Source organism: Maribacter sp. 6B07, from assembly GCF_002700155.1.
GTDB classification, from domain to species: Bacteria; Bacteroidota; Bacteroidia; order Flavobacteriales; family Flavobacteriaceae; genus Maribacter; species Maribacter dokdonensis.
Genome location: NZ_PDUT01000004.1, coordinates 293,817 through 310,906, shown reverse-complemented (window position 1 = coordinate 310,906; position 17,090 = coordinate 293,817). Strand labels below are relative to the sequence as shown.

The window sequence follows — 17,090 nt, the reverse complement described above, 5'->3', positions numbered from 1 at the left end:
AATGTTAGCTCTCCGTACCGTGTTCCTTGTTCTTATCCTTAATTAGAGTAGATGCAAGAATACCGGAAATCAGTGCTACCGAAATTACGGTCAGCGAGACCCATTCAGGTAAATGAACATAATGTGAGAAAAGCATTTTTAGACCTACGAAAGCTAAAATAACCACTAAGCTATAATTGATGTACCTGAATTTTTCTAGCATTCTGGATATTAGAAAATACATAGATCGTAAACCTAAAATAGCAAGTATGTTAGAGCTGAATACAATAAACGGGTCAGCTGTTATCGCTAATATGGCAGGTATACTATCAAGTGCAAAAAGAATATCTGTCAATTCGATCACTATTAATGCAACAAAAAGCGGTGTAGCAGCATTGAGCCCCATTCGTTTAACAAAGAAATCGTGACCATGCATAGTCGTCGTTACGGGGTAAATCTTCTTTATTTGTTTAAAGACAAATGAATTTTTGGGGTCAAAATTATCGTCATCGCCCTTTAACATTTTAAAGGCGGTATACAATAAGAATACTCCAAAAACGTAAATGATCCATTCGAATTTGGTTATTAATGCAACACCAAATAAAATCATTAATGCTCTAAATACGATTGCCCCTAGAATTCCCCAAAATAACACACGGTGTTGGTATAAAGGCGGAATTTTAAAGGATGAAAAAATGACGGCGATTACAAATACATTGTCCACACTAAGTGAAAGCTCAATGAGATAACCCGTTATATATTTTAAAACGGCGTCATTTGGCGTAAGTGCAGTTGGGTTGTCAATAATTTCCGCATTGAAGAGCCAATAAATAACACCACTGAATGCTAGGGCAACGGTTACCCATATAGCGGTCCAGATGCCTGCCTCCTTAGATTTGATTACATGTTCGTTCTTGTGGAATACCCCTAGGTCAAGGGCAAGAAATACAAGTACAAATGCGATAAAGACTATCCAGACTATCATATAAAATTTTTGAAGTTGCAAAGGTATTAAAAAATGGAAAGTAGCACTGTGATTTGTTTAAAACGTTAATGCTTGATTATCATTTATTTAAATACCTTATCGTTTTTGCAAAGGTGATATTTGTGTTTAAAAAGCATTACATCTTTTGACTATATTTTTAGCCTATATGCCATAAGTATCTAAAAAGCTTGGCAGATTACCTTTTGCAGTTAAAGCGAGCAATACTTTCGATGAAGTGCAAGTAAGTTTCTAGTTTTTTGACCGGTAGTAATAAAATTGCTACTTTAAGGGTAGAACAACTATATGAAATGAAAAAACTAGCTCTTTGGGGTGGTGTTTTCATGTGCCTTTTTTTGGGGATGAACACTGCTGTTGCACAAAATTCAGATACTGTTAGTGCAAAAGTAAACAAACGCCCTTTGTTGAACCAATTTGAATCCGATTATGTCTTAACTGCTTCGGAACGAATTGCATTGAAACAAAGTCGTATCGCATATCAATATCGTGTAAAGGAAATCTTGGATTCTGTTGAAATATCGGATCGAAAAAGAAAACGGTTGCTTTTAGAATTAAAGCGAAATCCTTTCTCTGAAAAAATTAAAGAAGCGGTCGCGGAATATACGTTGATTGAAGAATAGGAAGTGGTATAAAAAAATGCAGTCTAATGAGACTGCATTTTTGCTTTTCTTTTTTCTAATTGTCGGTGTAAATCCTCAATCGAAGAAGCTATGGAAGCTTCAAAACTAGCTGAAGAGGATTGCGCAAATAATCGCGGTCCCGGTGCACTTAAGCGTATGTTGCAAACCATACCTGTGTCGGGGGAAGAGGTATTCTCTTTTTTGAAAAAAACATCGGATCTTACAATAAAATCATACTTATCCAATAATTTCTCTAATTTTTGCGCTGCCATAATCTCTAAACGATTACTGGCTTTTACATCGTCGTATTCAAAATTGATATTCATAGGCTATAAGTTTAGTTTAAGATACTCATTTTGGTAATGCTTCACAATTAAAAATATCTTAATAAGATGGTAGGTCAATATTAAGTTTTGCTAACTGTTTTGTTTTTATAAGGTTAGCAGTTTCGGTTCCATTTTAAAATTAAGTTAAACTTACACAAACATAGTACAAATATGAAGTGTTTATCTTAAATTGAAGTAAAATTCCCACATTTTTACTTTTAAATCAACCGCCATGGAAAATGTACAGGATAAATCTCAGTGCTTAGGTAAGTTGGAACGTTGTAAAAACACTATCCAACATTTTAAAATTAGGGTAGATTCCTATTTGTATGAACCTACAACGATGGCATTGTTTGAAACCAAGGTGCATTTAAAAAATACGATTAAGAAGCTTTCAGAGGTTAATAAAAGTTTGCTTGAGTATTTAAAGTCTACTAATGATCTATTGCCGGAACAATACAACATGGTCAATTTTCATATCAGGGAAACTTCTGAACTTGAATTCGATTTTATGGAGTACACGTTAAAATTTAGAAAGCGTATTGATTCAAGACAAACCGTTTAAAAGCTTATTTCTTAGGTGATTGGTAAATTTGAATATTATTTTTCTTTAACTATTGGGTTTCTTTACATTTTAAAATAATTGTTCTTAATTTAGAGGTAGAACACTTATGAAATTGATATGAAACTATTTATGCGGCTAGCTATTTGCTGCACATTTTTTTGTACTAGTTTGTTGTACTCACAACAGAACACTACGCCTTCTGTAAAACCTAATGAAGAAGATGAAGGACCAATAATGTTTCAGTTTGAGCCTAATTATGAAACTGCCGTTATGTTGCAAAGGGCAGCTTTAAAGCAAAAAATAAAGGCACTTGATACATTGGATATTTCAGATAGAAAACGTCAACGATTGATAAAGGCATTGTACAAAGAGTCTCACAGTGTCAATTTTAAGAAATCGGTTTTAGCGAATACCGAGTTCGAGGAAGAAGAATTTGAAGATTAATTTACACTCTTTGGCATAAAATTGGTAGCGATTAGGGTGTGTAAAGTTAAACCTTATGAAAGCACCATTTTTATTTGTACTTATCTGTTGTATCATGTTTAGTTGTAAATCATCTAAAACCTTAATTGATGATGCGCACCCAATACATGCCTTAATTTCGTCAAAGAATTTTGAGTTTTCAGCTAAATTTGCTAGTCCCATGGCTACGCAGAGTTTAACTGCTATTGCCAACAGCGGGCTTTTACCACCTGGAAATAGTGTTTCAAGAATAGACTTAAATGGTAATGGATATTTTTTACAAGTATTCAATGATAGTGTTTCCGCAAATTTGCCTTACTATGGTGAAAGACAATTTGGAGGTACTTACGGTATTGCGGATGGGGTTGAGTTTAATGGTGTTCCCATCGATTATGAACAAATTTTCAGTGAGGACAAACAAAAGTATATCATCAACTTTCAAATAAGCAACAAAACGGATCGATATACTATAACCATGCATATATTTCCAAATAATTCTTGTTTGGTAAATGTGAATACTACCAATAGGAATACTATTCAATATAATGGCAATGTTAAAGCACTAAATACTAAAAATGAATAATTTATATTTAAATGTTTAAAGTAATAGTTTAGTAGTTGTCCGTATTGGTTATGAAGGCAATACTTTTACTGTCTGGTGACCAACTAGGTACGTTAATAGTTCCTTGACCTCCATAGATATGAGCTAAAACCTTAGGTTTTCCACCATTTATTGGCATGATTCTTAGCATACAATGTTTGTAAAAAGGATGTTCCCCTGGATCAATATCTTTAGGAAAGGAAATAAAAACAATCCACTTTTGATCCGGACTTATATGAGGAAACCAATCGTTATATTCATCAAAAGTTAATTGAGTTTGTTTTTTGCCATTTGCTTTCATTCTGTACAATTGCATTGTGCCTGAACGAGCTGAGTTGAAAAATATAAACTTGCCGTTTTTGCCATATTCCGCACCGTCGTCCAATGTTTTAAAATCTGTTAATTGCTCTTCTTTGCTAGATTTAACGTTAATTGAATAAATATTATATGCTCCATTTCTTTCTCCTGTAAACAGCATTTCTTTTTGGTTTGGTGACCACCCATGTAGATAAGAAGCACCAACACCAGGTTTAGTTACTTTTTTTGGTTCATTGCTTCCTTCGCTTGACAAATAGTAAATAGACGAAGTATTATTGTCCTCTGGATTATGATGGCTAATTCCTAAAAGTTTACCATCAAAACTAAGTACATGGTCATTATTATTTTTAGTGGCAAAACTTGTGTTGAGAATACTTATAGCCTTGGTGTCTAGGTCATAATTATATAATAGACCTTTTGAATTATATATTAACCTTTTACCGTCTACAGTCCAGTTAGGCGCTTGTATGGAGTGAGCCGATTTGTAAATTATGGTCCGATGTCCCGTAGAAACATCCATAATCTCTAAGTTACTACCAATATAGTCTTGATATTGTTGAAAATCATTATTCATAGGTTTAATAATCCTAACATTACTAAAAGTTGCGGTTTCCAATACTTTAGGGTTGTGTGAACAAACGAACAATCCTATGTATACTTCTTCGTCCAAAGCCACATCATTAAGTTCAACATGTGTAAATTCCTCTCCAAATTTAGCAGTGGACATTATGTACGTAGTGCCACGTCTTTCTAACTGAATTATAGTTGGTGATTCATCGTTAGATTTAATTTCTTCGGTAGGTCCGTCAATAATTCTTCGATATTGTAAAGAAGTTAATCCGTCCCCATGAATACTTGCATTAACATGGGGTGTGTTAGATTTTAGGTCGTTTTTTATGATCCATCCTGCTTTTCTGTGCGGGTCTTTGCCCTTTCCCTTAAAGTTGATGGTGGCTCTTAAAATAAAATCGCCTTGAATGGTGGTCCAGAGGTATTGAAATTCATCGTTGTTAAACCACATATTTTTGCCAGCACCATTTATGGTATAAGTCTGTTCATTTTTATTATACCTGGCAGAACCGGTTAAATTAGGATTGCCTATACCTATTTGGTTGTCAAAAAGTCCTATTGTTTCTTGAGCTTGTAGAATTGAACAGTAAAAGGTGAATACGAAAGCAAATAGATATGTTGGAGATTTCATGATTATAAGTTGATTGTTGGTTGATTGTCTTCTAAATATACCTAATAATTTAATTGTCTGCTTAGTAGGGTATAAAAAGCCTATTTATATTCGCTGAATTTTTGTTGATTTTTATTCGATCTCCCTACTGTTTAAAGATTTTATATGCTGTTTTTGTTAAGATGAGGCTAAAAAGGGAAGGTTTTTCTATAATCTTCGTTATTCCCTACTAAGAACAATACCTTTGTATCTTAATTAAGTGAAATAGTAGAAATTTATAGTATGAGCAAAGTAAAAGCAGATAGTCAAGTACGTGTACATTATACAGGAAAATTAAGTGATGGTCAAGTATTTGATAGTTCGGTAGACAGAGAACCTCTAGAAGTAAAATTAGGACAAGGTAGTTTGATTCCTGGTTTTGAAAAAGGTTTGTTGGATATGGAACCTAACGAGAAAAAGACTATCGTCATAGCTAAGGAAGATGCATACGGGGAAAAGCAAAAAGAGCTTTTTCAAACTGTACCAAAATCTGAATTACCAGCTGAAATTGAGCCAAAAGTAAATATGGCTTTAATGGCCACTAATGCAGATGGTAGTGAAAGACAATTGCGCGTAGCAGAAGTAAATGAAAATGACATAGTGGTTGATGCAAATCATCCATTGGCCGGTGAAGATTTGACCTTTGAGCTAGAGCTTGTTGAGATCAAATAAATAAACTCGGTAATAAATTAAGAACCGCCTAATAGGGCGGTTTTTTTTGGTTTAATTTCTAATGTTTTAAACCATTGAAATATTATATTTGGGTATGTATTTAAAAACACTGTTAATCATGGTTTTGGCTACTGCCATGGCAAGTTGTAAAGATGTTAACACCAACACTCAGAAGGCAACGGTTAATGAAAATAATGTAGTAGAAAAGAAATCGACTGCTACCTATGAAGATTTGGAGGGCAACGCAATTTCCTTAAGCGATTATAAAGGCAAACGGGTACTCTTAAACTATTGGGCTACATGGTGTAGGCCATGTATTGCGGAAATGCCGGATATGGAAAAGGCGCAGGCTATATTAGAGAATGAAAATTATGTATTCTTATTTGCTTCGGACCAGTCCGTGGCAAAAATTGAAAAATTTAAAGAGGCACGAGGTTTTAATCTGAATTTTATAAAATATAATGGTGTCTATGCCAACAAAGGGGTAAGTGCCTTACCGGCTACCTTCATTTATAATGAAGTAGGTGAACAGGTGTTACGTTTTGATGGAGGCTTAAAATGGGACAGTCCAGAAGTGATTGAAAAACTTAGAGCTGTTCAATAATGCGTAAATTAATATGTACTGCTGTTGTATTCTTGGTTTTAGGTGTCAGTTTTGGGTGCAAAAATTCAACCACTAAACCGGAACCCAATAAGCAGCTGCCACTGGTGCAAAAAATGACTTCTCCTGCTGCCATGGCTAGCTCTTTACCTCATATCATGGTAAATAAAGATGTTGCCTTAATGTCTTGGGTAGAAACTGTTGATGATACTTTGACCACTTTAAAATATTCAGAATTAGTGGATGGTGAATGGCAAGAATCAGAAAGTATACTGAGTGGTACAAACTGGTTCGTGAATTGGGCGGATTATCCTATGATCTCTGAAAATAATGGTAGCCTTTGGTCTCACGTTTTAAAAAAATCTAGCCTTGGCACGTATTCTTATGATATTAAAATGAACGTGAAACCAAAAGGAGAAACACATTGGAATACAGATTTGCGTTTGCATACGGATGGCACGCCTACTGAACATGGATTTGTAAGTATAGTTCCTTATCAGAACAATTTTTTTGTGAATTGGCTAGATGGAAGAAATACCGAAGCAAATGAAGTAGGGGAGCACGGGGCAATGACACTGCGTGGTGGTGTAGTTTCTGCAACGGGTAATCTTATTGAAGAATATGAATTAGACGACAAGACTTGCGATTGCTGTCAAACAACTTCCGCGATTACCGATAACGGTCCTATTGTAATTTATAGGGATCGATCAAATAAAGAAGTTCGTGATATAAGTATAGTTCGTCAGGTTAACGGGGAGTGGACGGCACCTAAAGTAATACATGAAGATGATTGGCAGATCATTGGATGCCCCGTGAACGGTCCTAAAGTTGATGTTTTAGGTAATAATTTGGTCGTAGCCTGGTTTACCGGTGCTGGCAACAAACAAAAAGTACAACTGGTATTTTCCTCTGATGGTGGTGCTCAGTTTTCAGCTCCAATTACCATAGTTGAGGGAAGGGTAATTGGTAGGGTAGATGTGCTTTGGGCTGATGAGGAAACCGCTGTTGTGAGTTGGATGGAAGCAAATGATAAGACCGCATTGTTCAAAGCAATGGCAATTACTTTGAGCGGTAAAACGTCTCAGCAACAAGTAATTACCGAAATGGTGGATTCTAGAAAATCCGGATTTCCTCAAATGGAAATTATGGAAGAGACCTTGTACTTTGCTTGGACGGAACAGGAAGCAGCCGTCACCCAGGTTAAAACCGCAAAAATGCAGGTAGAAGCGTTATCGTTTAATTAACCGAAATCAATTCAACTTCAAATATTAATACTGAACCGCCTGGTATTCCATTGACATCAAAACTACCATAACCTAGGTGTGCCGGTATAAGTAATATGCCATTTCCTCCCTCGTTAAATAAGGGTATACCCTCGGTCCACCCGGAAATCACTTGGTCTAATCCTATGGAAAGTCCATCCGTATTTTGGTCAAAAACACGTCCATCAAGTAAGTATCCTTTGTAAGCAACGGTTACATTCGATGTTGCTGAAGGTTTTGCGCCTTCTCCTTGGTTTTCAATAATGTAATGTAGGCCAGAATCCGTTTTTTGAGATTGAAGAAAATTATCTTCTAAATACGTATTAATTTGCTCTTCGTTGATTTCAGAATAATCAATTGGTTCAACAACTATAGGATTGGTGTCATCCGATAACTTACAAGAAACCAATGCGGTAAAAAGCAAAAAGCAGGTAATATATTTCATATGTTTTTTAAGGTAAGTTACGTTCTAGGTTGATTATACTTTTACTCTTTAAGAAGTAATTAACCCATTTTAAAAATGATAAACTTAAACTTTTAGGCAATAAAGGTATTCACAGAGAACCTTACGCTACAATGCTTATATAAGTATTTTTGAAATTTAAGTGCTTGGGATTGCGACTCAAAAATAACAGCTTCTGTAATACTGTTGGCTAAAACAAGATGCCCAATTAGGTATTCTACGTAGTAGGTGTTGTTTTCAGAAAGAAGAACAAAATTTGGTTTCGTTGTCACGCTTATTAAATTATGGTACTAAAATAAAGTTTTTATTTTATTGATCCTAATTTTTTCTTTTTTCCTTGTTGAACAGTCTTGAGATCGTAGTGATTTTACTTTTACTGTTTCTGAAGAAAATGTAAATGTGCATCTATTTGTTTAGATGGTGAATGATTAATTTGGATTGTTTTATGATAGATAAAATCCAATAGAATTAGCAAAACAGCACCTTTTGTATTAAGATAATTAGTAATTTTGCATGTAATGAAAATTTTAGCTCACAAATTTATCTCTGTTGTTATGGCAGTTGTAGTGCTTTTATCTACAATGTCATTTAGTGTAGATATGCACTATTGTGGAGATATGTTGGTTGATTTTTCTATCATGGAGCAAGTGAAAACTTGCGGTATGGAAATAGTTAAAACTGATTGTGAGAACACCACTATAACCGAAAAATCTTGCTGTACCGATACTCAATTAGTAATTGAAGGTGCTGAAAGTATTAAAGTTTCATTTGATCAATTATCATTTGATCAACAGGTTTTTGTGGCTACATTCACGTATTCTTATATCAATCTTTTTCAAGGAATTGATTCTAAGAAATTTTCTTTTAAAGATTATCCCCCTCCGTTTGTCAAACAGAATGTGCAAGTGCTGCACCAGACGTTTTTAATTTGATTTATTAAATAGTTCCGGTTTTTGATCGGAAATTGAGCCCTACAGGATACCTGTTTTGGGCATGTTTTGTTTGTTATTGTTTTAACATCTGAACGTTTAATTCAACTATTTAATATCAATGATATATGCTAAATAAGAGCATTAAATTTCTCATAGAGAACAAGTTGGTTGCTGTATTGTTACTGGTCTTGTTTGTATGTTGGGGTATTGTAAGCACTCCTTTTAATTGGAACACGGGTATTTTACCTTCTAATCCAGTGGCAGTAGATGCTATTCCCGACATTGGCGAAAACCAACAGATTGTTTTTAGTAAATGGGAAGGTAGATCTCCTCAAGATATTGAGGACCAAATTACCTATCCATTAACGACAACCCTATTGGGTATACCTGGGGTTAAGACTATCCGTAGCTCATCTATGTTCGGATTTTCCAGTATATATATCATTTTTGAGGAAAATGTTGAATTTTACTGGACACGGAGTAGAATTCTTGAAAAACTAAATTCATTACCTAGTGGTCTGCTACCGGACGGAGTAAACCCCACTCTAGGTCCAGATGCCACAGGGTTAGGGCAAATTTATTGGTACACTTTAGAAGGGCGTGATAAAGATGGCAATGTAACTGGTGGATGGGATTTACAAGAATTGCGTAGCATACAAGATTATTATGTAAAGTACGGTCTTGCATCGGCTGGCGGAGTATCTGAAGTAGCTTCTATTGGTGGTTATGTACAGGAATATCAAATTGATGTGGATCCTGAAAAAATGAGGCAGTACGGTATTGGATTGGGAGATGTAGTTAAAGCGGTGAAGGAATCCAATCAGGATATTGGAGTGCAAACCTTGGAGATGAACCAGGCGGAATATCTGGTTAGAGGTTTAGGTTATGTAAAATCAATTGCAGATATAGAGAATGCCGTAGTTACCTCAAAGGATTTTGTTTCAATACGTGTTAAGGATGTAGCTAACGTTCACTTGGGGCCACAAACTAGAAGAGGTATTTTAGATAAGGAAGGTGCAGAAGTTGTTGGTGGGGTTGTAGTGGCTAGGTATGGCGCCAATCCGTTAGAGGTAATAAACAATGTAAAGGAACAAATTGTAGAGATATCTTCTGGTTTGCCTTCAAAAATATTAAAAGACGGCCGTACATCTCAATTGACCATAGTACCGTTTTATGACCGTACGGAACTTATTCAAGAAACCTTGCATACTTTGGATGAGGCGCTTACCCTAGAGATTCTTATAACCATTCTTGTAATTATCGTAATGGTATATAATCTGCGTGCATCTATCCTAATATCGGGATTATTGCCCGTTGCCGTATTAATGGTTTTCATAGCAATGAAACTATTTAATGTAGACGCTAACATTGTGGCCTTATCGGGTATAGCTATCGCTATTGGCACCATGGTAGATGTAGGTGTAATCCTAGCGGAGAATATGATAAGACATCAAGAGGACGATAAACTACGCCTTAATGCCAATGGGGAGGAATACACTACCAATGAAATTATTTATAATGCCACTTCAGAAGTTTCTGGAGCCATACTAACGGCAGTTTTAACCACTATCATTAGCTTTTTGCCTGTATTTACCATGATAGGGGCAGAGGGAAAACTTTTTAGGCCATTGGCATTTACAAAAACCATGGCATTAACGGCATCACTGGTTATTGCACTTTTCTTAATACCGCCCATTGCCGCATTTCTTTTCAGAAAAAGAAATATAAAAACAGGTACGGCCTATGTTGTAAACGGTCTTTTCGTTTTACTTGGTATCACTGCGGTGATATATGGTTTTTGGTTAGGATTGCTGTTAGTTGCCTTTGGGGTAATTGCTTTTTTAAAGTTGAAATCATTTATCTCTACAGGCCAAGAAAATCTTATCAATATAGGTGTTTCTACTTTAGCAATCGTAATGTTATTGGCAACGTATTGGAGACCACTTGGTTTTGATCGAAGTATTATTTTGAACTTGATTTTTGTCTCCATTATTTGCTTTGGTCTTTTGGGGGTTTTTGCAGTTTTTAGAAGATATTATGATCAAATTCTGCGTTGGGCACTAAAAAATCGTTTGCTCTTTTTAACGATTCCCACTACTGTTTTGCTATTGGGGTTCTTGATCATGAGAAATACGGGTAAGGAATTTATGCCGGCACTTAATGAAGGTTCTTTCCTCTTAATGCCCACTTCTTTGCCACATGCCGGTGTAGAAGAGAATAAGCGTGTATTGCAGCAGTTAGATATGGCCGTTGCCGGTATTCCTGAGATAGAGACGGTGGTAGGTAAGTCTGGCAGAACGGAATCTGCACTTGATCCAGCTCCGCTATCCATGTATGAAAATATGATTCAGTATAAGTCTGAATATATGCGGAATAGTAATGGTGATAGACAACGTTACAAAGTAAATAATGATGGCTTGTTCGTTCTCAAAAATGGTCAGTTTGTCATTAACCCGAATAACAAGATTAATGAAGACGCCAGTTACAAAGCTTCACAGCTTAAGACAACTGCTACAAATAAAGATCTGATAGCGGATGAAGACGGATTATATTATAGAAATTGGCGCCCCGAAATTAACAGTCCAGATGATATTTGGAACGAAATCGTTAAGGTGACCAAATTTCCAGGTGTGACTTCTGCCCCAAAATTACAACCTATAGAGACCAGACTTGTAATGCTACAGACCGGTATGCGTGCTCCAATGGGTATTAAGGTGAAAGGTCCTGATCTTAAAACCATAGAGAATTTTGGGCTGCAATTGGAATCTATTTTAAAAGAAGTAGATGGGGTCAAAAAGCAAGCTGTATTTGCAGATCGTATTGTTGGTAAACCATACCTGCTAATTGATATTAAACGTGATCAGCTAGCGCGTTATGGACTTTCTATTATGGATGTGCAAGAGGTGTTGCAGGTTGCCGTTGGGGGTATGCCATTAACACAGACCGTTGAAGGAAGGGAGCGTTATGGTGTAAGGGTTCGTTACCCTAGGGAATTAAGGTCCAATCCCGATGATTTAAAGAATATATATGTTCCTATAAAAAATGGGTCTCAAGTACCCTTGGGTGATCTAGTTACAATTAGGTATGAACAGGGTCCGCAAGTAATTAAAAGTGAAGATACTTTTTTAATAGGCTATGTATTGTTTGATAAATTAGATGGTTTTGCCGAAGTAAATGTTGTTGAGAGTGCCCAAGCTTTAATTGATAAGAAAATTGAAGAAGGCAGCTTAACAGTGCCTCAAGGTATAAGTTATCGCTTTACGGGAACTTACGAAAACCAACTAAGAGCAGAGAAAACCCTTTCTATTGTGGTGCCCATGGCATTATTGATCATTTTCTTGATCTTATATTTTCAATTCAGGTCGGTAACTACATCCTTAATGGTGTTTACAGGTATAGCGGTTGCTTTTGCCGGCGGGTTTGTAATGATCTGGCTTTACGGACAAGATTGGTTTTTCAATTTTAGCTTGTTCGGTGAAAATCTGCGCACACTTTTTAATATGAAGACCATTAACTTAAGTGTGGCCGTTTGGGTTGGTTTTATTGCCTTGTTCGGTATTGCTACAGATGACGGCGTGGTCATGGCAACCTATTTGACCCAGACATTTGATAGTGAGAAACCTACGGATAAGACCGGAATTAGAAAAGCAACTTTAGAAGCTGCAGGTAAACGCATTCGTCCTTGTTTAATGACTACCGTAACCACAATATTAGCATTGCTACCGGTATTGACATCCACAGGAAAAGGTAGTGATATTATGATACCTATGGCAATTCCAATATTTGGAGGAATGATTATAGATATCACTTCATACTTTTTAGTTCCGGTATTGTTTAGCTGGAAAAAAGAATATCAACTTAAAAAATTAAACAGATGAAAAATAGTATACTAAATATCTGTTTTTGGTTTGTTGTTCTTTCCGTAAAAGCACAACATGTTCAAAAGTATATAGAGGAAGCGGTTGAAAATAATCCTGAGATTCAATCTCTGGAATTAAGATATCAAATTGCGGATGAAAAAGTAAATGAGGCGGCTTGGATTCCTAATACGGAAATAAGTGCCGGCTATTTTGTAAGTGAACCGGAAACTAGGGTTGGCGCACAACGTGCAAGGATAGGGGTAAAACAAATGTTGCCATGGTTTGGTACAATTACCGCCCGTGAAAATTACGCTACCTCAATGGCAGATTCGGAGTATGTGGAAATCGTTATCGCAAAAAGAAAATTGGCGCTATCGGTATCCCGATCATATTATGAGTTATTTCTAATACGTTCAAAGCAAGGAATACTTGAACAAAATATTCAACTATTACAAACCTATGAGCGCCTGGCATTGACCTCGGTACAAGTTGGAAAGGCTTCTGCGGTAGATGTTTTACGATTACAGATTCGCCAGAATGAGCTACAACAGCAAATAGAAATACTAGAAGAAGCTTTTATTTCTGAACGGGCAGCCTTCAATATTTTACGCAATAGAGAAGAAAATTCAGCTGTGGAAATAGTTGCCTTATTGGAAATTCCCAATGAAGATTTTGGTATAGATACAGAAAAACTTGCCCTTAACCCAGAGCTATTAAAATATGATAAACTTTATGAGTCTGTTGTAAAATCAGAATTGCTTAACCAGCGTGAAAGTGCACCTGCAATTGGGTTTGGTATAGATTATTTGCCGGTTAGCGAACGTACCGATATGGACTTAGATGACAATGGCAAAGATATTTTAATGCCCATGGTTTCAGTTTCAGTGCCCATTTTTAATCATAGGTATAAATCTATTTCCAAGCAAAATGAATTACGAAAACAAGAAATAGAATTTCAAAAGAATAGTCGCCTTAATGTATTGGAGTCTGCTTTTGCAAAAGCGATATCAGAACGTAACCAAGCTAGAATAGCCTACAACATTCAAAGTAAAAATGTAGCCCAGGCCAAAGATGCCGAGCAAATTCTAATTGCCAATTACGAGACCGGCACAATTGACTTTAATGATGTATTGGACATACAGGAACTACAGCTCAAATTTGAGTTGAATCAAATAGCATCTATTCAGCAATACTACCTGCAATCGGCAATTATTAATTACTTAATAGACTAGGCTATGGACAAGAAATTATTTGTAAAGAATATGGTGTGTAGTCGCTGTATTAAAGTCATTAGAAGTGAAGTTGAAAAGTTAGGTATTACATTGAAAAACATTGAGTTAGGTACAATTACTTATACGGAAAATTCTAGTAATGACTTTGTGAATATACAATCGGCATTAGAGCAAAATGGTTTTGAAATATTACTTGGTCAAGAGCAACGATTGGTAGAACAAATAAAAATTGAACTCATTAAGTTGTTACAAACATTACCGTTTCATTTAGAACATACACTGTCTAAGTATTTAGAGGGTTTAATGGACTTGGAGTATTCAAAAATCAGTAAGATATTTTCCGTGAATGAAAATGTTACTATTGAAAAATACTTTATAAAACTTAAGCTGGAAAAGGTGAAAGAATTGGTGCAATTGCAAGAATACAACTTTACCGAAATTTCACAATTACTTGATTATAGCAATGTAAATCATTTAAGTAGGCTTTTTAAGAAAGAAACAGGTATGAGTTTAACGGAATATAAAAACAATCAGTTGAATAGAAGAAACACCTTAGACGGAATTACGTAGATAAGAACCATAATTATGACACAATAAATTTTAATTAGTGCATAATTTTATTTGGAAAAACTAGCATATGAAAATCAATAAAATACTAATGTTTTTAATAGCCTTGACTTATGGAGTTTATGGTCAAGAAGAACAAGGTAACGTTAATAATCTTCCAGTAAGAGAGCACACGATTACATTACGTGAGGCTACTGTTAATAAGGCGGGAAAAGATGTTATGGGTATGACCGTTGACGGTACAATTCCTGGTCCAACTTTAGAATTTACAGAAGGGGATTACGCGGTTATATATGTAAAAAATGAAATGAGTGTAGAGACTTCTGTGCATTGGCATGGTCTATTGCTACCAAACTATTATGATGGAGTACCATATTTGAACACGCCGCCTATAGAACCGGGACATACTCAAAAATATGAGTTTCCAATAAGGCAAAGTGGAACCTATTGGTACCATTCCCATACTATGTTACAAGAGCAAAGTGGTGTTTATGGTTCTATTGTTATAAAACCAAAGGAAAAAACTTTAGAGTATGACAAGGAGTTGGTTTTGGTGCTTTCTGACTGGACTAATGAAAAACCTATGAACGTACTTAGAAACCTTAAACGTGGAAATGAATGGTATGGCATTAAAAAGGGAACGGCTACACCCTTGAATCAAGTTATTTCTCGTGGGGCTTTTGGGGCGCAATTAGATTTTTGGCGACAACGTATGGAAGGTGCCGATATTGCAGATGTATATTACCCAGCTTTTTTAATTAATGGGGAAGAAAGTATTGAATATTCCCAGTTTAATCCTGGCGAAAAAGTGCGTTTAAGAATTATAGACGGGGCAGCATCTACATCATTCTGGATGACCTTTGGGGGCAGTGATCCGTTGTTAGTGTCGGCCGACGGTCTTGACGTAGTACCAGTTAAAAAGAATAAAACATTTATAGGGATAGCAGAAACATATGATTTTATTGTGACTATTCCTGCAGAGGGCAAAATAGAATTCAAGATTATGGCGCAAGATGGATCGGGAACGGCATCCGCGTTTCTTGGTACTGGCAGAATTTTACCTGCTCCTACAATTCCTAGACCCGATAAAATCGGGATGATGCAGAAAATGGCAAAAATGGATATGAAAATGGGGGCTCATGCCTTGAAGTTTCGTCCTAAAAAAGATGAGCGTTTTGAGATCAAGGCCGAATATGGAATGCAAATGGATAAAATGGAGCATTCAAAAACGGCAGAAATGGATATGAAGAAAGATAAACCAATGTCTGGTATGAATATGACCAAAGACTCAATGTCAATGTCTATGGATCATTCTAATATGTCAGGAATGAATATGAAAAAAGAGCAGACTATGCCAGCAATGCAAATGGAGGGTATGGATATGTTTGCCGAATATAATTATGATTACTTAAAGTCGCCTGAAAAAACTAGCTACGACAAAAATGTTCCCGTCAAAGAAATATTATTAAATCTTACGGGTAATATGAACAGGTATATCTGGAGTATGAATGGAGTACCATTATCTGAAGCCGACAATATTAAGATAAACAATAAAGAGGTAACTCGTATTACTTTCAATAATCTTACCATGATGCACCATCCTATGCATTTGCACGGGCACTTTTTTAGGGTACTCAATGATAATGGGGAGTATTCACCTTTAAAGCATACTGTAAATGTACCGCCCATGCAACAGGTTACCATAGAGTTTTATGGTAATGATGGCGATGAATACGGTGATTGGTTTTTTCACTGTCATATACTTTACCATATGATGGGGGGTATGGCTAGGGTAGTTTCTTATGATACACCTAGAGATTCTAGAATGAAGGATTTTCCGGTCTCCAAAATTATTGATGAAACAAATGAATGGTATTCTTGGGGTATGGCGGATTTGGCTTCCCATACTAGCGGATTTAATTTGGTTACATCAAATATTAGAAACCAATTCAATGTTACACTTGAGTATGGTTGGAACCAAAACTTGGAAGCTGAAGTTACGTATGAATATTATTTACATGATTATTTGCGTGTATTCGGAGGGGTAAACATGGAAAATGAAATTCAGGATAGTTTAGATGAATTAAGTACAACAGCTGTAGTAGGTGTAAGGTATTTGACTCCGTACCTGTTTAATTTAGACGTTCGTACAGATAATAAACTAAGACCCCGTATTGGTGTTGGTCGTAGTGTAATGATATTTCCTAAGCTATCTATTTTCGGATATTATGAATACCAAATTGATTTAGGGTTGGTCAATGACCTTCCAATGAACAAAGACTACGTTTCAGAAACTGTGTGGAGTGCGGGAGCGGAATATATGCTTTCCAGAAATTTTTCACTAATGGGTAGTTATGACAATCGTTTTGGAGCGGGAGCAGGATTATCGGTAAGGTTTTAATCAAATA

The 17,090-nt window shown here is 35.9% G+C and carries 16 protein-coding genes; 12 read left to right on the top strand and 4 right to left on the bottom strand.

Going from position 1 to position 17,090, the window contains the following annotated elements:
* Window positions 1-4: 4 nt before the first annotated feature.
* A complete protein-coding gene (locus CSC80_RS15495; protein ID WP_058102869.1) occupies window positions 5-964 on the bottom strand; it encodes a TerC family protein in 960 nt (319 codons plus the stop codon).
* A 308-nt stretch (window positions 965-1,272) separates the two neighbouring features.
* Between CSC80_RS15495 and CSC80_RS15490 the strand changes: the two genes are divergently transcribed.
* On the top strand, window positions 1,273-1,602 hold the full coding sequence (locus tag CSC80_RS15490; protein ID WP_143751763.1) for a hypothetical protein: 330 nt from the start codon (window positions 1,273-1,275) through the stop codon (window positions 1,600-1,602).
* A gap of 23 nt (window positions 1,603-1,625) precedes the next feature.
* Here CSC80_RS15490 and CSC80_RS15485 read toward each other — a convergent pair whose 3' ends face one another.
* Window positions 1,626-1,928: an HPF/RaiA family ribosome-associated protein gene (locus CSC80_RS15485; protein ID WP_058102867.1), complete on the bottom strand. Its 303-nt coding sequence runs from the start codon at window positions 1,926-1,928 to the stop codon at window positions 1,626-1,628.
* Between the two features lie 232 nt (window positions 1,929-2,160).
* Between CSC80_RS15485 and CSC80_RS15480 the strand changes: the two genes are divergently transcribed.
* The 3 genes from CSC80_RS15480 to CSC80_RS15470 all read left to right on the top strand — a co-directional run bounded on the left by CSC80_RS15480 (window position 2,161) and on the right by CSC80_RS15470 (window position 3,538).
* The gene (locus CSC80_RS15480; protein ID WP_058102866.1) at window positions 2,161-2,493 is read left to right on the top strand and encodes a hypothetical protein; all 333 of its coding nucleotides are present in this window, start codon (window positions 2,161-2,163) and stop codon (window positions 2,491-2,493) included.
* A gap of 171 nt (window positions 2,494-2,664) precedes the next feature.
* Window positions 2,665-2,937: a hypothetical protein gene (locus CSC80_RS15475; protein ID WP_091603929.1), complete on the top strand. Its 273-nt coding sequence runs from the start codon at window positions 2,665-2,667 to the stop codon at window positions 2,935-2,937.
* Between the two features lie 55 nt (window positions 2,938-2,992).
* On the top strand, window positions 2,993-3,538 hold the full coding sequence (locus tag CSC80_RS15470) for a DUF4251 domain-containing protein (RefSeq protein ID WP_099192974.1): 546 nt from the start codon (window positions 2,993-2,995) through the stop codon (window positions 3,536-3,538).
* A 28-nt stretch (window positions 3,539-3,566) separates the two neighbouring features.
* On the opposite strand, the gene CSC80_RS15465 is transcribed toward CSC80_RS15470, so the two are convergent.
* A complete protein-coding gene (locus CSC80_RS15465; RefSeq protein ID WP_099192973.1) occupies window positions 3,567-5,075 on the bottom strand; it encodes a TolB family protein in 1,509 nt (502 codons plus the stop codon).
* 261 nt (window positions 5,076-5,336) lie between these two features.
* Between CSC80_RS15465 and CSC80_RS15460 the strand changes: the two genes are divergently transcribed.
* The 3 genes from CSC80_RS15460 to CSC80_RS15450 all read left to right on the top strand — a co-directional run bounded on the left by CSC80_RS15460 (window position 5,337) and on the right by CSC80_RS15450 (window position 7,610).
* Window positions 5,337-5,765, top strand: a complete 429-nt coding sequence (locus CSC80_RS15460; protein ID WP_058102862.1) for a peptidylprolyl isomerase — start codon at window positions 5,337-5,339, stop codon at window positions 5,763-5,765.
* Window positions 5,766-5,859: 94 nt separating this feature from the next.
* On the top strand, window positions 5,860-6,369 hold the full coding sequence (locus CSC80_RS15455) for a TlpA disulfide reductase family protein (RefSeq protein ID WP_099192972.1): 510 nt from the start codon (window positions 5,860-5,862) through the stop codon (window positions 6,367-6,369).
* A complete protein-coding gene (locus tag CSC80_RS15450; RefSeq protein WP_180268630.1) occupies window positions 6,369-7,610 on the top strand; it encodes a hypothetical protein in 1,242 nt (413 codons plus the stop codon). Before CSC80_RS15455 ends, CSC80_RS15450 begins: the two co-directional genes overlap by 1 nt.
* Here CSC80_RS15450 and CSC80_RS15445 read toward each other — a convergent pair.
* Window positions 7,603-8,073, bottom strand: a complete 471-nt coding sequence (locus tag CSC80_RS15445; RefSeq protein ID WP_099192971.1) for an FKBP-type peptidyl-prolyl cis-trans isomerase — start codon at window positions 8,071-8,073, stop codon at window positions 7,603-7,605. The two genes, CSC80_RS15450 and CSC80_RS15445, sit on opposite strands and share 8 nt — an antisense overlap.
* 572 nt (window positions 8,074-8,645) lie before the next feature.
* On the opposite strand from CSC80_RS15445, the gene CSC80_RS15435 reads away from it, so the two are divergent.
* The 5 genes from CSC80_RS15435 to CSC80_RS15415 all read left to right on the top strand — a co-directional run bounded on the left by CSC80_RS15435 (window position 8,646) and on the right by CSC80_RS15415 (window position 17,083).
* The gene (locus CSC80_RS15435; RefSeq protein ID WP_236973413.1) at window positions 8,646-9,023 is read left to right on the top strand and encodes a hypothetical protein; all 378 of its coding nucleotides are present in this window, start codon (window positions 8,646-8,648) and stop codon (window positions 9,021-9,023) included.
* 125 nt (window positions 9,024-9,148) lie between these two features.
* Window positions 9,149-12,901, top strand: a complete 3,753-nt coding sequence (locus CSC80_RS15430) for an efflux RND transporter permease subunit (protein WP_099192969.1) — start codon at window positions 9,149-9,151, stop codon at window positions 12,899-12,901.
* Window positions 12,898-14,115, top strand: coding sequence for a TolC family protein (locus tag CSC80_RS15425; RefSeq protein WP_099192968.1), 1,218 nt, complete (start codon window positions 12,898-12,900; stop codon window positions 14,113-14,115). The genes CSC80_RS15430 and CSC80_RS15425 overlap by 4 nt, the downstream gene beginning before the upstream one ends.
* A 3-nt stretch (window positions 14,116-14,118) precedes the next feature.
* Window positions 14,119-14,685, top strand: a complete 567-nt coding sequence (locus CSC80_RS15420) for an AraC family transcriptional regulator (RefSeq protein ID WP_099192967.1) — start codon at window positions 14,119-14,121, stop codon at window positions 14,683-14,685.
* A 67-nt stretch (window positions 14,686-14,752) separates the two neighbouring features.
* Window positions 14,753-17,083, top strand: coding sequence for a multicopper oxidase domain-containing protein (locus tag CSC80_RS15415; protein ID WP_099192966.1), 2,331 nt, complete (start codon window positions 14,753-14,755; stop codon window positions 17,081-17,083).
* The last annotated feature ends 7 nt before the right edge of the window (window positions 17,084-17,090 follow it).

Coding starts and splice junctions, on each gene's coding strand:
- CSC80_RS15415 (WP_099192966.1), top strand. CDS start 14,753: ATGAAAATCAATAAAATACTAATGTTTTTAATAGCCTTGACTTATGGA.
- CSC80_RS15490 (WP_143751763.1), top strand. CDS start 1,273: ATGAAAAAACTAGCTCTTTGGGGTGGTGTTTTCATGTGCCTTTTTTTG.
- CSC80_RS15445 (WP_099192971.1), bottom strand. CDS start 8,073: ATGAAATATATTACCTGCTTTTTGCTTTTTACCGCATTGGTTTCTTGT.
- CSC80_RS15420 (WP_099192967.1), top strand. CDS start 14,119: ATGGACAAGAAATTATTTGTAAAGAATATGGTGTGTAGTCGCTGTATT.
- CSC80_RS15485 (WP_058102867.1), bottom strand. CDS start 1,928: ATGAATATCAATTTTGAATACGACGATGTAAAAGCCAGTAATCGTTTA.
- CSC80_RS15470 (WP_099192974.1), top strand. CDS start 2,993: ATGAAAGCACCATTTTTATTTGTACTTATCTGTTGTATCATGTTTAGT.
- CSC80_RS15430 (WP_099192969.1), top strand. CDS start 9,149: ATGCTAAATAAGAGCATTAAATTTCTCATAGAGAACAAGTTGGTTGCT.
- CSC80_RS15480 (WP_058102866.1), top strand. CDS start 2,161: ATGGAAAATGTACAGGATAAATCTCAGTGCTTAGGTAAGTTGGAACGT.
- CSC80_RS15425 (WP_099192968.1), top strand. CDS start 12,898: ATGAAAAATAGTATACTAAATATCTGTTTTTGGTTTGTTGTTCTTTCC.
- CSC80_RS15435 (WP_236973413.1), top strand. CDS start 8,646: ATGGCAGTTGTAGTGCTTTTATCTACAATGTCATTTAGTGTAGATATG.
- CSC80_RS15455 (WP_099192972.1), top strand. CDS start 5,860: ATGTATTTAAAAACACTGTTAATCATGGTTTTGGCTACTGCCATGGCA.
- CSC80_RS15465 (WP_099192973.1), bottom strand. CDS start 5,075: ATGAAATCTCCAACATATCTATTTGCTTTCGTATTCACCTTTTACTGT.
- CSC80_RS15450 (WP_180268630.1), top strand. CDS start 6,369: ATGCGTAAATTAATATGTACTGCTGTTGTATTCTTGGTTTTAGGTGTC.
- CSC80_RS15495 (WP_058102869.1), bottom strand. CDS start 964: ATGATAGTCTGGATAGTCTTTATCGCATTTGTACTTGTATTTCTTGCC.
- CSC80_RS15460 (WP_058102862.1), top strand. CDS start 5,337: ATGAGCAAAGTAAAAGCAGATAGTCAAGTACGTGTACATTATACAGGA.